Raw genomic sequence first — 18,086 nt, 5'->3', positions numbered from 1 at the left:
ATAAACTAGTAATATTCTCCCATAATTGTTAACACCAACCTTCTTGACGAGGCATAATCTCTATGCTCACACAAGTATATTCCTTGCCATGTTCCAACATTAAATGTACCATCTGTAACAGGTAAAGATACAGAACTACCTAAGAGAGAAGCTTTTATATGTGCAGGCATATCATCTGGCCCTTCGTAATTATGTTTGTAGTAAGGTGCATTTTCCGGAACCATTTGATTAAAGTGACTTTCAAAATCCATTCTCACTGTAGGGTCGGCATTTTCATTAATACTTAAACTGGCTGAGGTATGCTGGATAAATACATGGGCTATTCCTGACTTGAAATTTCTGAGCTCCGGAATGGCCGTTTCTATTTTTCTGGTTACCAAATGGAAACCTCTTTTAAATGCAGGTAACTGAATTGTTTTTTGATATACTTCCATGTTATTCTCTTCTAAACGCGATTAAAAATCTAATGTAAGAAAAAAGCTACCATATAAAATGGTAGCTTCTCATTATAATAATCAAATTAAATAATTAAAAATTCTCAGCTAAAAGAATTAATTCATTCCAGGTTGTTTAATTTCAAAACCTTCTTCTTTTTTAGCATCTTCAACTATATGCTTCACATCATTTAAAAGCGCTTTGGCATCGTAGATAATGCCGTCTTTAATGGTATACTTTACTCCACCAACTCTCTCTACTTCGTTACTTTCGCTAAGTTTGATAGCACCTGTACCATATAAAACTTTAAGGTTTGATAAAGGATTCTCTTCTACTAAAACTAAGTCTGCTAGTTTTCCAACTTCCACTGTTCCAATTTCTTTATCTCTACCTAATGCCTCAGCACCTTTTAAAGTAGCAGCTCTAATTACTTCTAATGGATGGAAGCCAGCCTCTCTCAACAATTCAAGTTCTCTTATATAAGCGAAACCATATAATTGATATATATAGCCTGAATCTGAACCTGTAGTAACTCTACCACCTCTGTTTTTATATTCGTTTACAAAAGTCATCCAAAGCTGATAGTTGTGTTTCCAATCAACTTCTTTTTCGGTAGACCAGAAATGCCAGTGCGAACCATGCGAAACTCTACTTGGCTGATAAAAGCGCCACAAAGAAGGTAAAGTATATTCTTCGTGCCACTCTGCTCTTCTGGCTCTCATAAAATCTCTGTTAGCTTCATAAATGTTAAATGTTGGGTCTATGGTAAAATCAAGCTCCAACAATTCATTCATTACTGCATTCCATTTTTCTGAATATGGTTCAGCAGCTTGTTTCCATAAGTTTCCTGCTTCTGCAAAACGATCTTGCTCATTTTGGTAATTATAATCTGCCGGATAATCTTGGATGGTTCTATCAGTAAACATTGCTTCTGGTAAACCATACCAGTGCTCCATAGAAGTAAGTCCCATGCGAGCAGTGTTTAGTACATTTAACCAAGCTACATCTGTTTGTGCATGGTGGCATGCAGAACGCAGGTTATGCTTTTTAGCTTCATCTAAAGCTGCTTCCATAATATCTGGTCTTGCTCCAAAAAATTTAATACCATCTGCACCTTTGGCAGCAATACTTTGCACCCATTTTCTTGCCTCTTCTGGTGACGAAATTTTCTTTTCAGCTCCTAATCCAAATGCTGGGTAAGCTTCAATTCTTGGTGCAGTAATTTCATTTTTATCACTTTTCTCTTTGTGTTCTAATACCCAATCTAAACCGTTTCCTGTTGATGGGTCTCTAATTGTAGTGATACCATGCCCCATCCAAAGTTTAAAAACATATTCGGCAGGTGTACCTTGAGCTTTTCCACCTATGTGGCCATGCATATCTATAAATCCAGGCAAAAGGAACATGCCTTCTGCATCAATGATTTTAGCATTCTCTTTTGCTTCAGGTCTTCTGTTTTCATTAATTTCTACTCCAGGATATCCAACCACTCTAATATCAGTAATCTTATTTTGCTCGATTACGACATCCACTGGTCCAATAGCTGGTGAGCCTGCTCCATTTATTAAAGTGGCTCCTCTAATGATTAATTGATCGAAAGGCCCAACTCCTTGGGTTCTATCTGGGGCTTTTGCTATTCCCCTATCTTGTGCGGTAAGTAAGCTAGCAGAAAAAATTGATACTGCCCATACACATAAAAGCAGATAGTGTTTCTTCATAGTTATAGTCTTAATAAGCTAATTATATTGTGAATGTTATTTTGCATTAATAATACAAAAACATACCTGTATAAAAAATTACAGTAATTGAAATTCTCAATACTATGAAAATACCGAGTGCTTCATTAAGCTATGACACTAAAAATAGCTATTAAATAAGGCGAGAGATTGGTGAATTTGAAGCGTTTGGGCATTAAAGAAGAAAAAAAATCACGCTTAAAAAGTACTTAAAGTTATTTTTCTTAAAACATTGACAGATTTTGAACTGATTGAGCCGAGGTTTTTGTTAAATAACATATTCGCGTTTCTTCTGAAATAGCGATGAAATAATAGTAAATTAGCTGTAGATTTAGTCTTGCCTGGTATTACCGGGCAAGACTTTTATGTTTTTAGCGACTAATAGAAATCCGATTAAGCCAAAACCTATCTGAAAGATGGTTTGAAAACCGTGATTTATAATTGCCAGTGTATTTCCATTCAATTCTGAAACGCCAAAAATTATTCCTGCCTGAGTAATAATGTAATGATAAGCCCCTACTCCTCCACCTTGTATAGGTAAAGATTTGCCAATGCTGCCTAGGGTAGTCATTACCAGTCCTGTTTTCATATTTAGTCCTGTCATGTCATCCATTGCAAAGAACCAAATGTATGTAACCAGAAAGTAATTGAACCAAATTAATAAGGTATACATAATAAACATACCTTTATTTTCTACATATCTTACTGATGCAATTCCTTTCCAAACATCGGAAATTATTTTTCTGATTTTCTTTTGATACAGAAAAGCCAATATTTTTTTTCTGAATATCCACAGAATAGCAAGAACTGCACAAGTTACTATGATTATAAAAGGTAACAACCAAAGTATACTTTCGCCTAAAAGTTGAATGGATTGGCCAATTGGAAGAAATATATTATCATATACAAATTTGTAAATCTCTTTGTAAGCAATTACCAATGTTAGAATACAGACTAAAAAAAGCGATAGAATATCAATAATTCTTTCGGTGATTACTGTCCCGAAAGTTCCTTCAAATGGGATATGACCCGACTTTTTCAAGACAATACATCTTGTTATTTCTCCCATTCTCGGTACAGCATAATTTACCATGTAGCCAATCATTAATGCGCTAAAGGCTTTTGTTACTCCAGGTCTGTAACCCAAAGTTTTAATTAGCATTAACCACCTTAATGATCGAATGAGTGAATTAACTAGAGATATTATAAAAATCGGAATCACCCACCAATAATTAACTTCTTTGAGTGAAACTAATAATTGAGAAGAGTTCTGATCTTTAAAAGCCATATAACATAGGAAGCCTCCTAGTAATCCAAAAAAAATATATTGCAGGCTATTAATTAAAATACTTTTTTTACCTGAACTATTTCCAAGTTTAACAGACTCATCTAAAATCATCGTATAAGTTTGATTTACAGCGCATTAATTATTTATTCCAATTCGCTATTTATAACTTGAATAAGTTTTTGACTTTCTAATGAAAGGAAACAAAATCTTTCTATCTCTGCTATAATCTCATCTGCAAGTTTCCTATTGAACGCAGTATTTTTATATTCTTTTTTGCAATTAAAAATATACCACTCTAAAGGAGACTTATCTTTTATTTGATACTCCCAAACTTTAAAAGGTATACCAGAAACCTCTATAATATCACTAATTATTACACTCCCAATTTTTTTATGAATGCTAAATTTAAAGTTAGAATACTGATCAATGATATTATTATGCTCTGTTTCAATAATTTTTAAATTGAGTTTTTCTGAAAAATTACCTGTATGCAGATCAAAAAGTTTTTTACCAAAAATACTCCATTGATAAAAATTGTTCTTTAATGGAATTCTTGGTGATTCATACTTTAAAAAGTATTGATATTTGGTAAGGTAATTATCACTATTTAAGATACCATAAACATAAAAAAAGATATTTTCTCTGCTAATAAATGAAAGTTTTTTTTGAAAACTAATTTCCTCTTTTGATGTGTCTCTTAATATTATTTGAAGATGGTTAATCGCCCTTTTTGTATTTAAAAGCAGTCCTTTTCTTTCTCTTGCATCTCTTAAAAAGCGTATTACTTTGCTCTCAAAATCTGCTATATTTTCCCATAATAGCTCTAAATACAGAATTAATCTTTTGCCTTTATTCTCATTTAATATTTCATCTAGCTTATTTGCATATCTAAATAAAGCAGGGAAATTTTTGGTATGTTTTACTAAAGTTGAAACACTTTCGAGCAAAGATTTATCTTTTTCTAGAATAAATTTCTCAAAATCTGTATTTAACTTTTCAGCATAATAATTTCTAAAAACTCTATAAATAACCTCATTTATATTGATGGTTTTCTCCTTAGAACTAGCATAAAAAGGATAAACTTTAGTTCTGCTAAAAATATGTTGGTAAGGCACGTATTTACTTGCTAGCACTTCAAGTTTATTTTTATTACTATTAAAACCTGTTGTGATAAATAGATTAGGTTCTTCAAATGGAATTTTTAATACGTCAAATTCATCTTTTACCTGAGATAATTCCTTTATTTGCTGACTAACAAATGGATTAGTTTGTATACAAATTCCTTCTTCTTTATTTAAAGTGTCTTGTATAACTTCATCTGGAATTTTATTTTCTTTACTAAAGACTCCTTTTGTTTTAGAACTAAAAATTCCTTCATTTATACCTTTATCATTATCAGATAGAGCTATATAATTCTGATATTCAGTATGTATCCAGTTCCCATTTTCTGGCTGTATTTTATCAAATTCTAATTCTTCTCCAGCTTCCAGTACATCTAAAAGTTGCTTGTACCCCACCTCAGATAAAAGAATATTAGAAGCTTCTGTTGCAGTTGAATTCTTTTTTGTTTGAAAAATCAAATTAGAATCAACAATGCTATTTGAAATTGAAGTACCTCTAATTATGTTAAAATCTTTTTCTAGTGCCTTTCTTAGCGTGTTGAGATTCGTATTATAAATCGTATGGTTAGGCAAAAAATATAATAGTTCTCCTTCATTTTTCAAGTAGTCTGTTCCTACCCTTAAAAACCTTAACAAGTTTATAAATTTAGTTGGAATTGCTACCTGCTCTTTACTCAGATAGTATTGTTCTATTCTATTATCAATTCCGGTATTTGTAGGAGTTTTGTAGTTTACATCATCTTCTGTGCTTCTTATAACACTATTACTAACATCCTTTATTATAAGGTCAAATTTGTTAGTGTTAGGGAGTGAAATTGAATACTTTTTATTACTAAAAAAGAGATTTTGCTGCTGAGTTTCAGATTGAGTAGGCTTAGCAAAAAGTAAATCGGCAAAACAACTTTTAATATTTATAGCATCTCGGTTTGTTCCAATTTTCGATACGGTTAAATAATAGTCTGGTAGCTGATCGTGATAAATATAATAGGTGTTTTTATCAGACGCAGAGAGTTGGCCTAAACTTGATAGAATAACTTCAGAAGTCGAATTTATAAATAGTATATCCTGCTTATCTATAGGTAGCTTTTTCTGTATAGCTTTTATCCATAAAAGAGATTCTATTTTATTTGATTGCCTTCTCTTTTCATTAAAAACTAAGCTTAAATCATTAATAAAACCTTTCAAAAAAATGTCAATATGTTCAATATTTGAGAAGTCAATACCATCAATTAACTCAGTCAGATTTTTGTGAAAATGCTCATTTTTTAAATTGAAACCTTCTATTGTCTTCTCTAAAACTTCATAACATTCATCATTTTTTAGTCTTGAAACTATATTGATTTTCGTGAAGATTTCAGATATGACTATATGAGTTAATAGCCAATTTTTAATTTGATTTCTGAGTAGTTTTTCAGGAAATGTGAGTTCAAAAAATGCTAATAATGAATTAAAGCTAGTTCTGTGATCAATATTTTTGAGACTCTCATCAATTAATTTATCAAACCCATCTTTAGCTGATTCAATAGCTTTTAATAACTTTTGATATGAGGCAACAAAAGTTTTATATACAGAAGGGTCTTCTTTTGAGAATAAGTCTATTATTTTTTTACTTGATTGTTTATCGTCTACCTCACATTGCTTTATTACCTTATCTGCTTTTTTAAGTTTAACAAACGCTCCATTTATTTCTAAGCTTTGTATATTAAACTCTGTGGAATTATCAGTATTTCCAATAGTACAATTGGCCTTTTTAAATCCATATTGATTTAAAATCGAATAAGAATTACTATCTACTTCAATTATGAAATAGTTTTTTTCTACAATGCATTCACATAATAGATTGACAAAAGGGGAATATGAATCATATTCCCCTTTTATTATTCTCTTGTAAAAGTTTTCGAAATCTATTTGTTTCAAAACCTTATTTCTTAAATGAATCTTTATTTATCTAACAGTTTTCACTTTCTGATTCATCTTATTTTGATCCATGTAGTTAAGTGTAAGCATAGTTAAGGCTTTTACACCTAAGTTAAGTCCACTATCGTCTACATAGAAGTCTGGAGTATGGTGAGGTGCTGCATCTGCAGGGTTTGTACCTATAGGCATACCTCCCAGAAAAAAGAATAAACCAGGAACTTCCTTTTGGAAAAAGGAAAAGTCTTCAGCCCCAGTTCTTGCTTTTGTATTAATTACATTACTTTCACCTGCTACACTCATTAATGTAGGTAGCATTTCAGTAGTTAACTCTGGATCGTTATAAGTTACAGGCACTCCTTTATCAATCTCTACTATAGCTTTCGCTCCTGCACTTTCTGCTATTTTTTCTGCAGTAATTTTTATTTTTTCATGAATAATATCCTGCATTTCAGTATCCAGTGTTCTTATTGTACCAGTCATCTCTAAATCTTCTGGAATAATATTATGTCTTACTCCTCCATGAATAGTTCCAACTGTTACAACTGCTGCTTCATTTGTAAGGTCAACTTGTCTACTTACAATAGTTTGCAAACCATTTACAATTTGAGCAGCTACTACTATTGGGTCAACTCCACCCCAAGGCTGTGATCCATGACTTTGCTTACCTAAAACTTTAATTCTGAATACATCAGCAGCAGCTAGAGTTCCACCAGATTTATAAACTAACTTACCAACTTCAGTTTGAGAATTAATATGTAAACCAAAAATTGCATCTACCTTAGGGTTTTCAAGAACTCCTTTTTCAACCATCATCTCTGCTCCACCACCTTCTGAAGGAGGTGCTCCTTCTTCTGCTGGCTGAAAAATAAACTTCACAGTTCCTTTCAAGTCTTTCTTCATACCTGAAAGCAGCTCTGCAACTCCCATTAAAATAGCTACGTGAGTGTCGTGACCACATGCATGCATTACCCCAACATCTTGCCCATTGTAGGTATCTTTTACCTTTGAGGCAAATGGAATATCTACTCTTTCTACAACAGGTAAACCATCCATATCTGCTCTTAAAGCTACTACTGGACCGGGTTTATCACCTTTTAGAATTCCAACAACACCAGTATATGCAATACCTGTTTCAACTTCTATCCCTAAGGATTTTAAATGATTGGCTACTTTTTCAGCTGTTTTAAACTCACGATTAGAAAGTTCTGGGTTTTCATGGATTTCTCTTCTCCATTTAATAACCTTATCGTTTAGTTCATCTGCTTTAGCAAATACTTCTTTTTCAAGAAAGTTTTTTTGAGCGTAAGTCTGAAAAGTAGCCCCGCAAACCAATGCGGCTAATAAAAATGATTTTAGCGTAATAAAAATTTTCATAGTGATTTGTTGCAATTAAATAAATTGATACTTAATCGCAATTTAATCATTATGCAGGTATACTGTTTTTACTTAGCTTAATCATTTCTATAAAATCATCAAATAAATATCTTGAATCGTGTGGACCAGGTGAAGATTCAGGGTGATATTGTACAGAAAATGCATTTTTATTTTTAATTCTGATACCTTCAACTGTATCATCATTTAAATTTATATGAGTTGCTTCAACATTCTCTGATTTTGCAATATCCTCTGCACTTACACTAAAACCATGGTTTTGAGATGTGATTTCACATTTTCCAGTTAATAGATTTTTAACTGGGTGATTTAATCCCCTGTGCCCATGGTGCATTTTATAAGTACTTATTCCAGCAGCAAGCCCTAACATTTGGTGTCCCATACAAATACCAAATAAAGGAATATTTTGATCCAAAATTTGCTTAACCGTCTCTACTGCATAGGCAGTTGATGCAGGATCACCAGGGCCATTTGAAATAAAGTAACCATCTGGTTGCCATTTTTGCATTTCTTCAAATGGTGTATTAGCTGGATAAACTCTGTAGCTACAGTTTCTCTGCTTAAAGTTTCTTAAAATATTTGTTTTAATTCCAAGGTCAAGAACTGCAACTTTGAACTCTTCATTATCACTTATTTGCTCAACAACTTTAGAAGTCGTTACTTTTGAACTAAGCTCTAGCCCATCCATTGAAGGAATTTTATCCAATTCCTCTTTAAGGTTTTCTAGGTCAAGAATTTCAGATGAAATAATTGCATTCATCGCTCCTTTTTCTCTAATATGTCTCACTAATTTGCGAGTATCTATTTCTGCGATTCCTACAACTCCTGCATTATCCAAATAATCTTGTAAAGAACTATCAGCTGTTTTACGAGAATAAATCTCAGAGAATGTTTTTACAACTAATCCTTTTATCTTAACTGATGATGATTCTGTCTCATCACTTACAACACCATAGTTTCCTATGTGAGAAGTGGTATTGACTATGATTTGACCATAGTAAGAAGGGTCGGTATATATTTCTTGATAACCAGTTAAACCTGTATTAAAACATATTTCACCACCACTTGTACCTTGCTTTCCAATAGATACTCCGAAAAAGCTTGTACCATCCTCTAAAAGTAAAACTGCAGGCTTCTTTTTAATATCGTACATGTTGAGTTTTTTGAAAATTTTGTAAAAAAAAAGGAAATGGCTAACCCATTTCCTTCAAATATAAATTATAAATATATGTAAAATCAATCTTCACTCTTTGGTTTTTCTTCTGTTGAATCTGAATCGTTACTTTCTTCAACTTCACCAGTAGCCGCTTCATTCTTCACTTCTTCATCTACAGCAGTTTCTTCTACCTCTTCAGCAACAGGAGCTACATTTTTAGGCTCAGATTTCTTTTTACCACCTCTTCTACTTCTTCTAGTTTTAGATTTAGAATCAGCAGTTTCTTTAACTAGTAATTCGTTGTAGTCTACTAACTCTATTAGACAAGTTTCGGCATTATCACCTAATCTAAAACCTGTTCTTATTATTCTAGTATAACCACCAGGTCTCTCTGCAACTTTATCAGCTACTTCATTGAATAACAATGTAACAGCTACTTTATCATTAAGATAAGAAAAAACAGTTCTTCTCGAATGAGTTGTGTCTGTTTTTGATTTAGTTATTAGAGGTTCGATATACTTTCTTAGTGCTTTAGCTTTTGCAACTGTAGTTGTAATTCTCTTATGTAATATAAGAGAACATGCCATGTTAGAAAGCATTGCTTTTCTATGAGAAGCAGTTCTACCTAAATGATTTATTTTTTTACCGTGTCTCATTTCAATAAATTTTCAAAACAGAATCCTGTCTATCTAAAACTTTTATTAATTAATCTTCGTCAAGTTTATATTTAGAAACATCCATTCCGAAAGTCAGATTCTTCTCAGCTATTAATTGCTCAAGCTCAGTAAGAGATTTTTTACCAAAGTTTCTGAATTTCATCATATCAGAGATTTCTAGGCTTGCTAAATCTCCTAATGTCTTAACATCTGCCGCTTTAAGACAGTTGTAAGCTCTAACTGATAGATCAAGATCAGAAAGTGGAGTTTTAAGCAATTTACGCATATGAAGAAATTCTTCATCAATTGGTTCTTCTTCCGGTTTGCTATCAGGCTGAAATGTCATAGTCTGATCTGAGAAAAGCATAAAGTGCTGAATCAGAATATTTGCAGCTCCTTTTAGCGCATCTTCAGGATGTATAGAACCATCTGTTTCAATATCTATTAAAAGCTTCTCGTAGTCAGTTTTCTGCTCTACCCTTGTATTTTCTACACTATATTTCACATTTTTAATTGGAGTGAAAATAGCATCGATCGGAATATAACCAAAAACCTGTTCTGCTGGCTGGTTCTCTTCAGCTGGTACGTATCCCCTTCCCTTCTCTACAGTAAGTTCAACTTGGAAAGTAATTGATGGATCTATGTGACATACTACAAAGTCAGGATTCAAAATCTTGTAATCTGTAGTAAATTCAGCAATATCACCAGCAGTAAACTTTTCTTTACCAGAAACACTAATATTTATCTTATTATTAGGACTCTCAGATGTTTTCTTAAACCTAACCATTTTAAGGTTAAGAATTATTTCTGTAACATCTTCAACAACTCCTTCAATAGATGAAAATTCGTGCAATATATCTGGGAACTTAACACCAACAGTGGCATAACCTTCCAGTGAAGAAAGTAATATTCTTCTTAATGCATTTCCAATAGTGACACCATAACCTCTTTCTAGTGGTTTGAATTCAAATAAGCCGTGAAAATCATCAGCTTTATCCATTACCACTTTATCGGGCATTTGAAATGCTAATATTGACATATGTCTGAAACTTTTACAGGTATTGAAAAAAAATATGTGGAAATATATTACTTAGAATATAATTCGACAATTAGCTGTTCTTTTATGTTTTCTGGAATTTCCTCTCTTTCTGGCAAACTTAAAAATTTACCAGCAAGTCTTGTAGCATCCCATTCTAACCAGCTATATTTTGAAATTTGTCTTCCAGAAACACTTTCTTTGATTACTGGTAAAGACTGTGATTTTAATTTCACACTAACAATGTCACCTGGTTTTACTGTAAATGAAGGAATATTTACAAGATCACCATTAACAGTTATATGTTTGTGAGAAACTAATTGACGAGCTGCAGCTCTTGTAGGAGCAATTCCTAAACGATATACAGTATTATCTAATCTAGCTTCTAAGTATTGTAGCAAGTTAGTACCAGTGATACCTTGTTTTCTTGCTGCTCTCTCAAATACATTTCTAAATTGCTTTTCAAGCAATCCATATGTATTTTTTGCTTTTTGTTTTTCTGCTAGCTGAACTGCATATTCAGATTTCTTTCTTCTTCTACCTTTCCCGTGTTGTCCAGGAGGATAAGGTTTCTTCTTCAGCTCTTTACAAGGACCAAAAATTGGGTCATTAAACTTTCTCGCAATTTTTGATTTAGGACCAATATATCTAGCCATTATCTAAAATATATTTATATAATTTATATTATACTCTTCTTCTTTTTGGAGGTCTGCAACCATTATGTGGAAGTGGAGTCACATCCTTAATAGTAGTTACTTCAATTCCTGAATTCTGGATAGTTCTAATAGCAGATTCTCTACCAGCACCAGGTCCTTTAACAAATACCTCTACTTTTCTTAATCCAAGATCATACGCTACTTTAGAGCAATCCTGAGCAGCCATTTGAGCTGCATAAGGAGTATTTTTCTTAGATCCTCTAAATCCCATTTTACCAGCAGAAGACCATGAAATAACCTGTCCTTCTTTATTAGTAATAGAGATAATAATGTTGTTAAATGATGCTCTTATGTGCGCCTCACCTAAAGATTCTACTACTACTACTCTTTTCTTTGCTTTATCTTTTCTTTTCTGAGCCATGACTTAAATATTACTTAGTAGCCTTTTTCTTATTAGCAACAGTTTTTCTTCTACCTTTTCTGGTTCTAGAGTTATTTTTAGTTCTTTGCCCTCTAACCGGTAAACCTCTTCTGTGTCTTAATCCTCTATAGCAACCAATATCCATTAACCTTTTAATATTAAGTTGAATTTCAGATTTTAGCTCACCTTCTATCTTGAATTCATTGTTAATGAGATCCCTTACTTTGCTAGACTCATCATCAGTCCAATCATTAACTTTCTTATCTTCTGCTATGCCTGCTCTCTCCAAGATTGACTTGGCAGATGAATCACCAATACCAAATATATAGGTAAGTGCTATAACTCCTCTCTTATTATCAGGAATATCAACTCCAGAAATACGTGCCATCTGTTTGAATTTATAATTTTAAATAATTATCCCTGTCTTTGCTTAAACCTAGGGTTTTTTTTGTTTATAACATACAGCTTTCCTTTTCTTCTGATCACTTTACAATCAGAACTTCTTTTTTTTATGGATGCTCTAACCTTCATATCTTTAAATTATTTATATCTGTAAACAATTCTTCCTTTGGTAAGATCATAAGGTGTCATTTCTAACTTAACCTTATCACCTGGTAAAATCCTTATATAGTTCATTCGCATTTTCCCAGAAATATGAGCTAGTATTGTATGCCCATTTTCAAGTTTAACTCGAAATCTTGCATTAGATAAAGCTTCTACTATTGTACCATCAAGTTCTATATTATCTTGTTTAGGCATATTGAGTCGCTAATACGTTTTCTATATATTCAAAAGTCGTTAATATTTCAGGTTTTCCATCAACAAAAGCAACAGTATGCTCATAATGTGCTGACGGTTTTTTATCCCGGGTTCTAATAGTCCATCCATCTCTTTCTTGAACTATACTTTTTGTACCAAGGTTGATCATAGGTTCTATTGCTATTACTAACCCATTTTCAAGTTTGGGACCTCTTCCTCTCTTCCCGAAATTTGGAACATCAGGTTTTTCATGTAACTTCTTACCAACACCATGTCCAACTAGTTCTCTTACGATTGAAAAACCATGTTTCTCAGCATAACTTTGAATAGCAAAACTTATATCTCCTATTCTACCACCAGAAGTCATTGCATTTATACCTTTATACAAAGAGTCTTTTGTAACTTCTAATAGCTCCTGAGTTTTAGTATCGATATTACCTACACTATAAGTATAAGCGCTATCTGCATGAAACCCGTTATGATTTACTCCGCAATCTATTGAGATTATATCTCCTTCCTTCAACACATATTCCCCTGGTATTCCATGAACAACAACTTCATTAACTGAGATACATAATGAGGCAGGAAAACCATTATAACCTAAAAATGAAGGCGTCGAATTATTATCTTTAATATATTCCTCAGCTACCTTGTCTAAGTCTTTAGTTGAAATTCCAGGCTTTACATGCTTAGCTACCTCTCCATGAGCTTTGCCAAGTATTTGAGCACTTTCCTTTATTGCTTTTATTTCTGCTAAAGTCTTATAATATATCATTTGAAACAGCTGGAACGTTTTGTGATCTACCTTTAAGTTTACCTGATTTCATCATACCTTCGTAATGTCTCATTAACAGGTAACTCTCAATTTGCTGTAAAGTATCCAAAATTACACCTACCATAATAATTAGTGAAGTACCTCCATAAAACTGAGCGAAGTTAATACTTATCCCAGCTGCATTAGCAAATGCAGGTAAAACTGCTACAATGGCTAAGAATAAAGCTCCTGGAAGTGTAATTTTATCTATAACAGCACTTATATAATCTGCTGTAGGATCTCCTGGCTTAACACCAGGAATGAATGCATTGTTCCTCTTCATATCATCAGCCATTTGCTTTGGATTAATTGTAATGGCTGTGTAGAAAAATGTGAACAAGATAATTAATATCGCGAAAGTAATATTGTATTCGAGTGATGTGAAAGTAGCAAAGGTTTGAGCTATATATCTTGCCGTATCATTCTGGTCTGCCCATGCAGATGCAACTAAAGATGGTAAAAACATCAATGATTGAGCAAAAATGATAGGCATTACATTGGCGGTATTTACCTTTAATGGTATATACGACCTTTGTCCCTTACCTAACTGCTTTTTAGATCCACCAACTACTTGTCTTGCATATTGAACTGGAATTCTTCTTACTGCAGTAGTTAGTAACACTACACTCATTACTATAAAGAAAAGGGCAAGAAACTCTAAGACTAGTAATAATAAACCACTTGTTCCTTTTTCACCAATCTCCTGAACAATGGCAAGTGGAAAACTTGATATAATTCCGATCATTATCAGCATTGATATACCATTTCCTATTCCTTTCTCCGTTATCCTTTCTCCTAACCACATACAGAATACTGTACCTGCTGTTAAGATAAACATTGATGAAACAAGGAAAAATGTATTATCAATTAATATTGCCTCAGCTGGAATAGTAGCTGCAATATAAGTAGAAGCTTGAGCAATTGTAATTACAATTGTAAGCACTCTAGTAATCTGATTAATTTTCTTTCTTCCTGATTCTCCTTCTTTCTGCATTTTCTGAAAATACGGAACTGCAACTGAAAGAAGCTGAATAACAATAGAAGCAGAAATATATGGCATAATACCTAGAGCAAATATTGATGCTCTATTAAAAGCACCACCTAAGAAGGTGTTGATCATTCCAAAAAAACTATTGGAAGTCTGATTCAACTGCTCTGGGTCTACACCAGGAAGAACTATAAATGAACCTAATCTAAATACTATCAGGAATCCAATAGTATAAAAAATCCTTGTTCTAAGCTCCTCGATCGAAAAGATATTTTGTAATGTCTTAAAGAACCTTTTCATAGTTTAAATTATAATTGCCTTTCCTCCTGCGTTTTCTATTTTTTCTTTAGCAGAATTTGAAAAAGCATGTGCTTCAACTTCTAATTTTACAGATAACTCACCTCTATTCAAGATTTTTACTCTGTCTTTTTTAGAAGCTAAACCATATTTATGGAAATCTGAAACTGCAAAAGTAGAAATATTATTCTTTTCCGCAATTTCTTGAAGTGATTCAACATTAACTGGTTTATATTCTACCCTGTTTGGATTGGTAAATCCGAACTTAGGAACCCTTCTTTGAAGAGGCATTTGCCCACCTTCAAAACCTTCTTTCTGACTATAACCAGATCTGGATTTAGCACCTTTGTGACCTCTAGTACTAGTACCACCCATACCTGAGCCTTGGCCTCTTGCAATTCTTTTTCTACTTCTTACAGAACCTTTTGCAGGCTTCAAATTATGAAGTTTCATGATATATCCTGTTTATATCTCCTCTACTTTTACTAAATGACTTACTTTTGAGATCATTCCTTCTATTTGAGGATTTAACTCAATCTCCCTTGATTTGTTAATTTTACCAAGTCCCAGAGAAGTGATTACTAATTTTTGCCTTTTAGGCTTGCCAATAGCACTTCTTATTTGTGTAATTTTAACTTTAGCCATAATTAATTTCTTAGCCGTTAAACACTTTTTCAAGTTTCACACCTCTTTGTTGAGCAACTGCATATGGATCTCTCATTTTTAATAGAGCATCGAAAGTTGCTTTAACTACGTTGTGTGGGTTTGATGATCCTTTAGACTTAGCCAACACATCATGTACACCTGCTGACTCTAATACCGCCCTCATAGCACCACCAGCAATTACTCCAGTACCAGGAGAAGCAGGCTTCAAAAGAACAAGTCCTCCACCAAATTTTCCTAGCATCTCATGAGGAATAGTTCCTTTTAATATAGGTACTTTTATAAGATTTTTCTTAGCATCATCAATGCCTTTAGTGATCGCATCTGTAACCTCATTCGCTTTACCAAGACCGTAACCAACTACACCATCTCCGTTTCCAACTACAACAATTGCTGAAAAACTGAATCTTCTACCACCCTTTACAACCTTAGCAACTCTTTTGATAGCTACAACCTTCTCTGAAAGCTCTATATCACTTGCTTTTAATTTCCTTATATTTCCTTGCTTGGACATAATAATGATAAATTAGAATTTAAGACCACCTTCTCTTGCACCTTCAGCTAAAGCTTTCACCTTTCCATGATAAAGAGAACCATTTCTATCAAATACTACTTCACTTATCCCTTTATCTATGGCTTTGGTTGCTATCAATTTACCAACTTCTGTTGATAAACCGATATTTACAGACTTCTTATCTGAAGTAATCTCTTTTGATGAAGCAAAGGCTAAAGTTTCAGCTTTAACATCATCAATAAGCTGTACATAAATAGAAGAATTACTTTTGAATACTGATAATCTTGGCCTTTCTGATGTACCTGATACATTCTTACGAATGCGTCTCTTGATCTTAAGTCTGCGAATATTTTTTTTAGTAGCCATATTACTTTACAATTATTTTGCTGCGCTCTTACCAGCTTTTTTCCTAATCTGTTCCCCTAAGAATCTGATACCTTTTCCTTTGTAAGGTTCAACCTTTCTAAGCTTCTTAATCTCTGCTGCTACGTGACCAATTAATTGCTTATCTACTCCTTCCAATCTTACAATAGGATTTTTACCTTTAGCTGTTTCAGCAGAAACACTTAATTCGCCTGGTACAGCAAAGTAAACATTGTGTGAATATCCTAAATTTAACTCAAGGATATTACCTGAAGCTACAGCCTTAAAACCAACACCAACCAATTCTAACTCTTTCTTGTAGCCTTCAGTTACTCCAACAACCATGTTGTTAATCAGAGCTCTGTATAAGCCATGAAGAGCTTTATGTTTTTTCTGATCAGATGGTCTTTCAAGTACTACCTGAGAATCTTCAACTTTAACAGAGATATCAGGACTTACGGCTTGAGTTAAAGTACCTTTCGGACCTTTAACTTCCACTGTACTATCTTCAACTTTTATTGTTACTCCCGACGGAATACTTATAGGAGCTTTTCCAATTCTTGACATCTTTAAAATATTTTAATTAGCAAAACCACTATTGCCAAAATTAATAAACATAGCAAAGTACTTCACCACCTACATTTAAAGATCTGGCTTCTTTATCTGTTATTACCCCTTTAGAGGTAGATAAAATTGCAACGCCTAATCCATTCAACACTCTAGGTAAAGTGCTTGCTTTTGCATACTTCCTAAGACCTGGCTTACTTATCCTTTCAATGTTAACCATTGCAGGCAGCTTGGTTGATGGATTATATTTCAATGCTATTTTGATAGTACCCTGAGCTGTAGAGTCATCAAACTTATATCCCTGAATAAAACCTTTATCGAAAAGAACTTTTGTAATTTCTTTCTTAAGATTAGATGCGGGTATTTCTACAATCCTACGGTTAGCTCTAATTGCATTTCTCAACCGGGTCAAATAATCAGCTATCGGATCTGTCATTATTTTATATATTTATAGCTACTAAGCTAATTTAACCATTAAAATTACCAGCTAGCTTTTTTAACTCCTGGAATCTTACCTTGAGAAGCTAATTCTCTAAAAACAACCCTAGAAATACCAAATCTTCTCATATAACCTTTAGGTCTGCCAGTTAACAAACATCTGTTATGCAGTCTAACTTTTGAAGAATTTTTCGGTAGTTTATCTAAAGCAGCGTAATCTCCATTTGCCTTAAGCTCCTCTCTTTTGGCTGCGTATTTAGCTACTAGTTTTTGTCTTTTTCTTTCTCTAGCTTTTACTGATTCTCTGGCCATATTTATTTCTTTTGATTCATAAACGGCATCCCAAACAGCTTAAGTAATTCCAGACATTCCTCATCTGTTTCAGCAGTAGTAACAAATGTGACATCCATTCCGGAAATTTTCTTAACCTTGTCAATTGAAATTTCAGGGAAAATGATTTGTTCTTTTACACCTAAGGTATAGTTACCTCTTCCATCAAAACTCTTATCACTTATTCCTTTAAAGTCTCTTACCCTTGGTAGTGATATCGAAACAAGTCTATCTAAAAACTCATACATTTTATCACCTCTTAAGGTAACCCTTGCGCCAATTGGCATTCCCTCTCTCAACTTAAAGTTTGATACTGACTTCTTTGCATAAGTAGGAACAGGTTTTTGACCTGTAATTATACTTAATTCTTCTACACCAATATCAATTAACTTCTTGTCTGAAACTGCTTCACCGATACCTTTGTTAACACAAATTTTTAACAATTTTGGCACCTGCATTACAGACTTGTAATTGAATTTCTGCTTCAATGCAGAAACAATTTCTTCACTATATTGCTTTTTTAATCTTGGAGCTGCCAT

Annotated in this window: 23 protein-coding genes; all 23 read right to left on the bottom strand. The window is 33.2% G+C overall.

Annotated elements, in window-relative coordinates; all coding sequences use genetic code 11:
- Nucleotides 1–5: 5 nt before the first annotated feature.
- On the bottom strand, nucleotides 6–434 hold the full coding sequence (locus tag OQ292_RS11080; RefSeq protein WP_284682193.1) for a secondary thiamine-phosphate synthase enzyme YjbQ: 429 nt from the start codon (nucleotides 432–434) through the stop codon (nucleotides 6–8).
- 117 nt (nucleotides 435–551) lie between these two features.
- Nucleotides 552–2,153 (bottom strand): amidohydrolase family protein, encoded by a 1,602-nt coding sequence (locus OQ292_RS11075; RefSeq protein WP_284682192.1) that lies wholly within the window; start codon nucleotides 2,151–2,153, stop codon nucleotides 552–554.
- A gap of 349 nt (nucleotides 2,154–2,502) precedes the next feature.
- Nucleotides 2,503–3,570 (bottom strand): lysylphosphatidylglycerol synthase transmembrane domain-containing protein, encoded by a 1,068-nt coding sequence (locus OQ292_RS11070; protein WP_284682191.1) that lies wholly within the window; start codon nucleotides 3,568–3,570, stop codon nucleotides 2,503–2,505.
- A 32-nt stretch (nucleotides 3,571–3,602) separates the two neighbouring features.
- Nucleotides 3,603–6,497: a type ISP restriction/modification enzyme gene (locus tag OQ292_RS11065; RefSeq protein ID WP_284682190.1), complete on the bottom strand. Its 2,895-nt coding sequence runs from the start codon at nucleotides 6,495–6,497 to the stop codon at nucleotides 3,603–3,605.
- A 27-nt stretch (nucleotides 6,498–6,524) separates the two neighbouring features.
- Nucleotides 6,525–7,871, bottom strand: a complete 1,347-nt coding sequence (locus OQ292_RS11060; protein WP_284682189.1) for an amidohydrolase — start codon at nucleotides 7,869–7,871, stop codon at nucleotides 6,525–6,527.
- Between the two features lie 49 nt (nucleotides 7,872–7,920).
- A complete protein-coding gene (carA, locus tag OQ292_RS11055; RefSeq protein WP_284682188.1) occupies nucleotides 7,921–9,042 on the bottom strand; it encodes a glutamine-hydrolyzing carbamoyl-phosphate synthase small subunit in 1,122 nt (373 codons plus the stop codon).
- A gap of 83 nt (nucleotides 9,043–9,125) precedes the next feature.
- On the bottom strand, nucleotides 9,126–9,701 hold the full coding sequence (rplQ, locus tag OQ292_RS11050; RefSeq protein WP_284682187.1) for a 50S ribosomal protein L17: 576 nt from the start codon (nucleotides 9,699–9,701) through the stop codon (nucleotides 9,126–9,128).
- 49 nt (nucleotides 9,702–9,750) lie between these two features.
- The gene (locus tag OQ292_RS11045) at nucleotides 9,751–10,740 is read right to left on the bottom strand and encodes a DNA-directed RNA polymerase subunit alpha (protein WP_284682186.1); all 990 of its coding nucleotides are present in this window, start codon (nucleotides 10,738–10,740) and stop codon (nucleotides 9,751–9,753) included.
- A 47-nt stretch (nucleotides 10,741–10,787) separates the two neighbouring features.
- A complete protein-coding gene (rpsD, locus tag OQ292_RS11040) occupies nucleotides 10,788–11,393 on the bottom strand; it encodes a 30S ribosomal protein S4 (protein ID WP_284682185.1) in 606 nt (201 codons plus the stop codon).
- Nucleotides 11,394–11,421: 28 nt separating this feature from the next.
- Nucleotides 11,422–11,814, bottom strand: coding sequence for a 30S ribosomal protein S11 (gene rpsK, locus OQ292_RS11035; protein ID WP_284682184.1), 393 nt, complete (start codon nucleotides 11,812–11,814; stop codon nucleotides 11,422–11,424).
- A gap of 10 nt (nucleotides 11,815–11,824) precedes the next feature.
- The gene (gene rpsM, locus OQ292_RS11030; protein WP_284682183.1) at nucleotides 11,825–12,202 is read right to left on the bottom strand and encodes a 30S ribosomal protein S13; all 378 of its coding nucleotides are present in this window, start codon (nucleotides 12,200–12,202) and stop codon (nucleotides 11,825–11,827) included.
- A gap of 26 nt (nucleotides 12,203–12,228) precedes the next feature.
- A complete protein-coding gene (gene ykgO, locus OQ292_RS11025) occupies nucleotides 12,229–12,345 on the bottom strand; it encodes a type B 50S ribosomal protein L36 (RefSeq protein ID WP_284682182.1) in 117 nt (38 codons plus the stop codon).
- Between the two features lie 9 nt (nucleotides 12,346–12,354).
- Entirely contained in the window at nucleotides 12,355–12,573 is a 219-nt protein-coding gene (gene infA / locus OQ292_RS11020; RefSeq protein ID WP_284682181.1) for a translation initiation factor IF-1, read from the bottom strand.
- The gene (map, locus tag OQ292_RS11015) at nucleotides 12,566–13,348 is read right to left on the bottom strand and encodes a type I methionyl aminopeptidase (protein ID WP_284682180.1); all 783 of its coding nucleotides are present in this window, start codon (nucleotides 13,346–13,348) and stop codon (nucleotides 12,566–12,568) included. Before map ends, infA begins: the two co-directional genes overlap by 8 nt.
- The gene (secY, locus tag OQ292_RS11010; RefSeq protein WP_284682179.1) at nucleotides 13,335–14,675 is read right to left on the bottom strand and encodes a preprotein translocase subunit SecY; all 1,341 of its coding nucleotides are present in this window, start codon (nucleotides 14,673–14,675) and stop codon (nucleotides 13,335–13,337) included. Before secY ends, map begins: the two co-directional genes overlap by 14 nt.
- Nucleotides 14,676–14,678: 3 nt before the next feature.
- Nucleotides 14,679–15,125: a 50S ribosomal protein L15 gene (rplO, locus tag OQ292_RS11005; protein ID WP_284682178.1), complete on the bottom strand. Its 447-nt coding sequence runs from the start codon at nucleotides 15,123–15,125 to the stop codon at nucleotides 14,679–14,681.
- A gap of 12 nt (nucleotides 15,126–15,137) precedes the next feature.
- Entirely contained in the window at nucleotides 15,138–15,317 is a 180-nt protein-coding gene (gene rpmD, locus OQ292_RS11000) for a 50S ribosomal protein L30 (protein WP_284682177.1), read from the bottom strand.
- Nucleotides 15,318–15,327: 10 nt separating this feature from the next.
- Nucleotides 15,328–15,849, bottom strand: a complete 522-nt coding sequence (rpsE, locus tag OQ292_RS10995; protein WP_284682176.1) for a 30S ribosomal protein S5 — start codon at nucleotides 15,847–15,849, stop codon at nucleotides 15,328–15,330.
- Between the two features lie 12 nt (nucleotides 15,850–15,861).
- Entirely contained in the window at nucleotides 15,862–16,215 is a 354-nt protein-coding gene (gene rplR, locus OQ292_RS10990; RefSeq protein WP_284682175.1) for a 50S ribosomal protein L18, read from the bottom strand.
- 12 nt (nucleotides 16,216–16,227) lie between these two features.
- On the bottom strand, nucleotides 16,228–16,779 hold the full coding sequence (gene rplF / locus OQ292_RS10985) for a 50S ribosomal protein L6 (protein ID WP_284682174.1): 552 nt from the start codon (nucleotides 16,777–16,779) through the stop codon (nucleotides 16,228–16,230).
- Nucleotides 16,780–16,819: 40 nt separating this feature from the next.
- On the bottom strand, nucleotides 16,820–17,215 hold the full coding sequence (gene rpsH, locus OQ292_RS10980) for a 30S ribosomal protein S8 (protein WP_284682173.1): 396 nt from the start codon (nucleotides 17,213–17,215) through the stop codon (nucleotides 16,820–16,822).
- Between the two features lie 44 nt (nucleotides 17,216–17,259).
- Nucleotides 17,260–17,529, bottom strand: a complete 270-nt coding sequence (rpsN, locus tag OQ292_RS10975; protein WP_284682172.1) for a 30S ribosomal protein S14 — start codon at nucleotides 17,527–17,529, stop codon at nucleotides 17,260–17,262.
- 2 nt (nucleotides 17,530–17,531) lie between these two features.
- On the bottom strand, nucleotides 17,532–18,086 hold the full coding sequence (gene rplE / locus OQ292_RS10970) for a 50S ribosomal protein L5 (protein ID WP_284682171.1): 555 nt from the start codon (nucleotides 18,084–18,086) through the stop codon (nucleotides 17,532–17,534).

This window comes from Chondrinema litorale (assembly GCF_026250525.1).
GTDB lineage: Bacteria > Bacteroidota > Bacteroidia > Cytophagales > Flammeovirgaceae > Chondrinema > Chondrinema litorale.
This window is presented reverse-complemented; position numbering and strand designations above follow the sequence as displayed.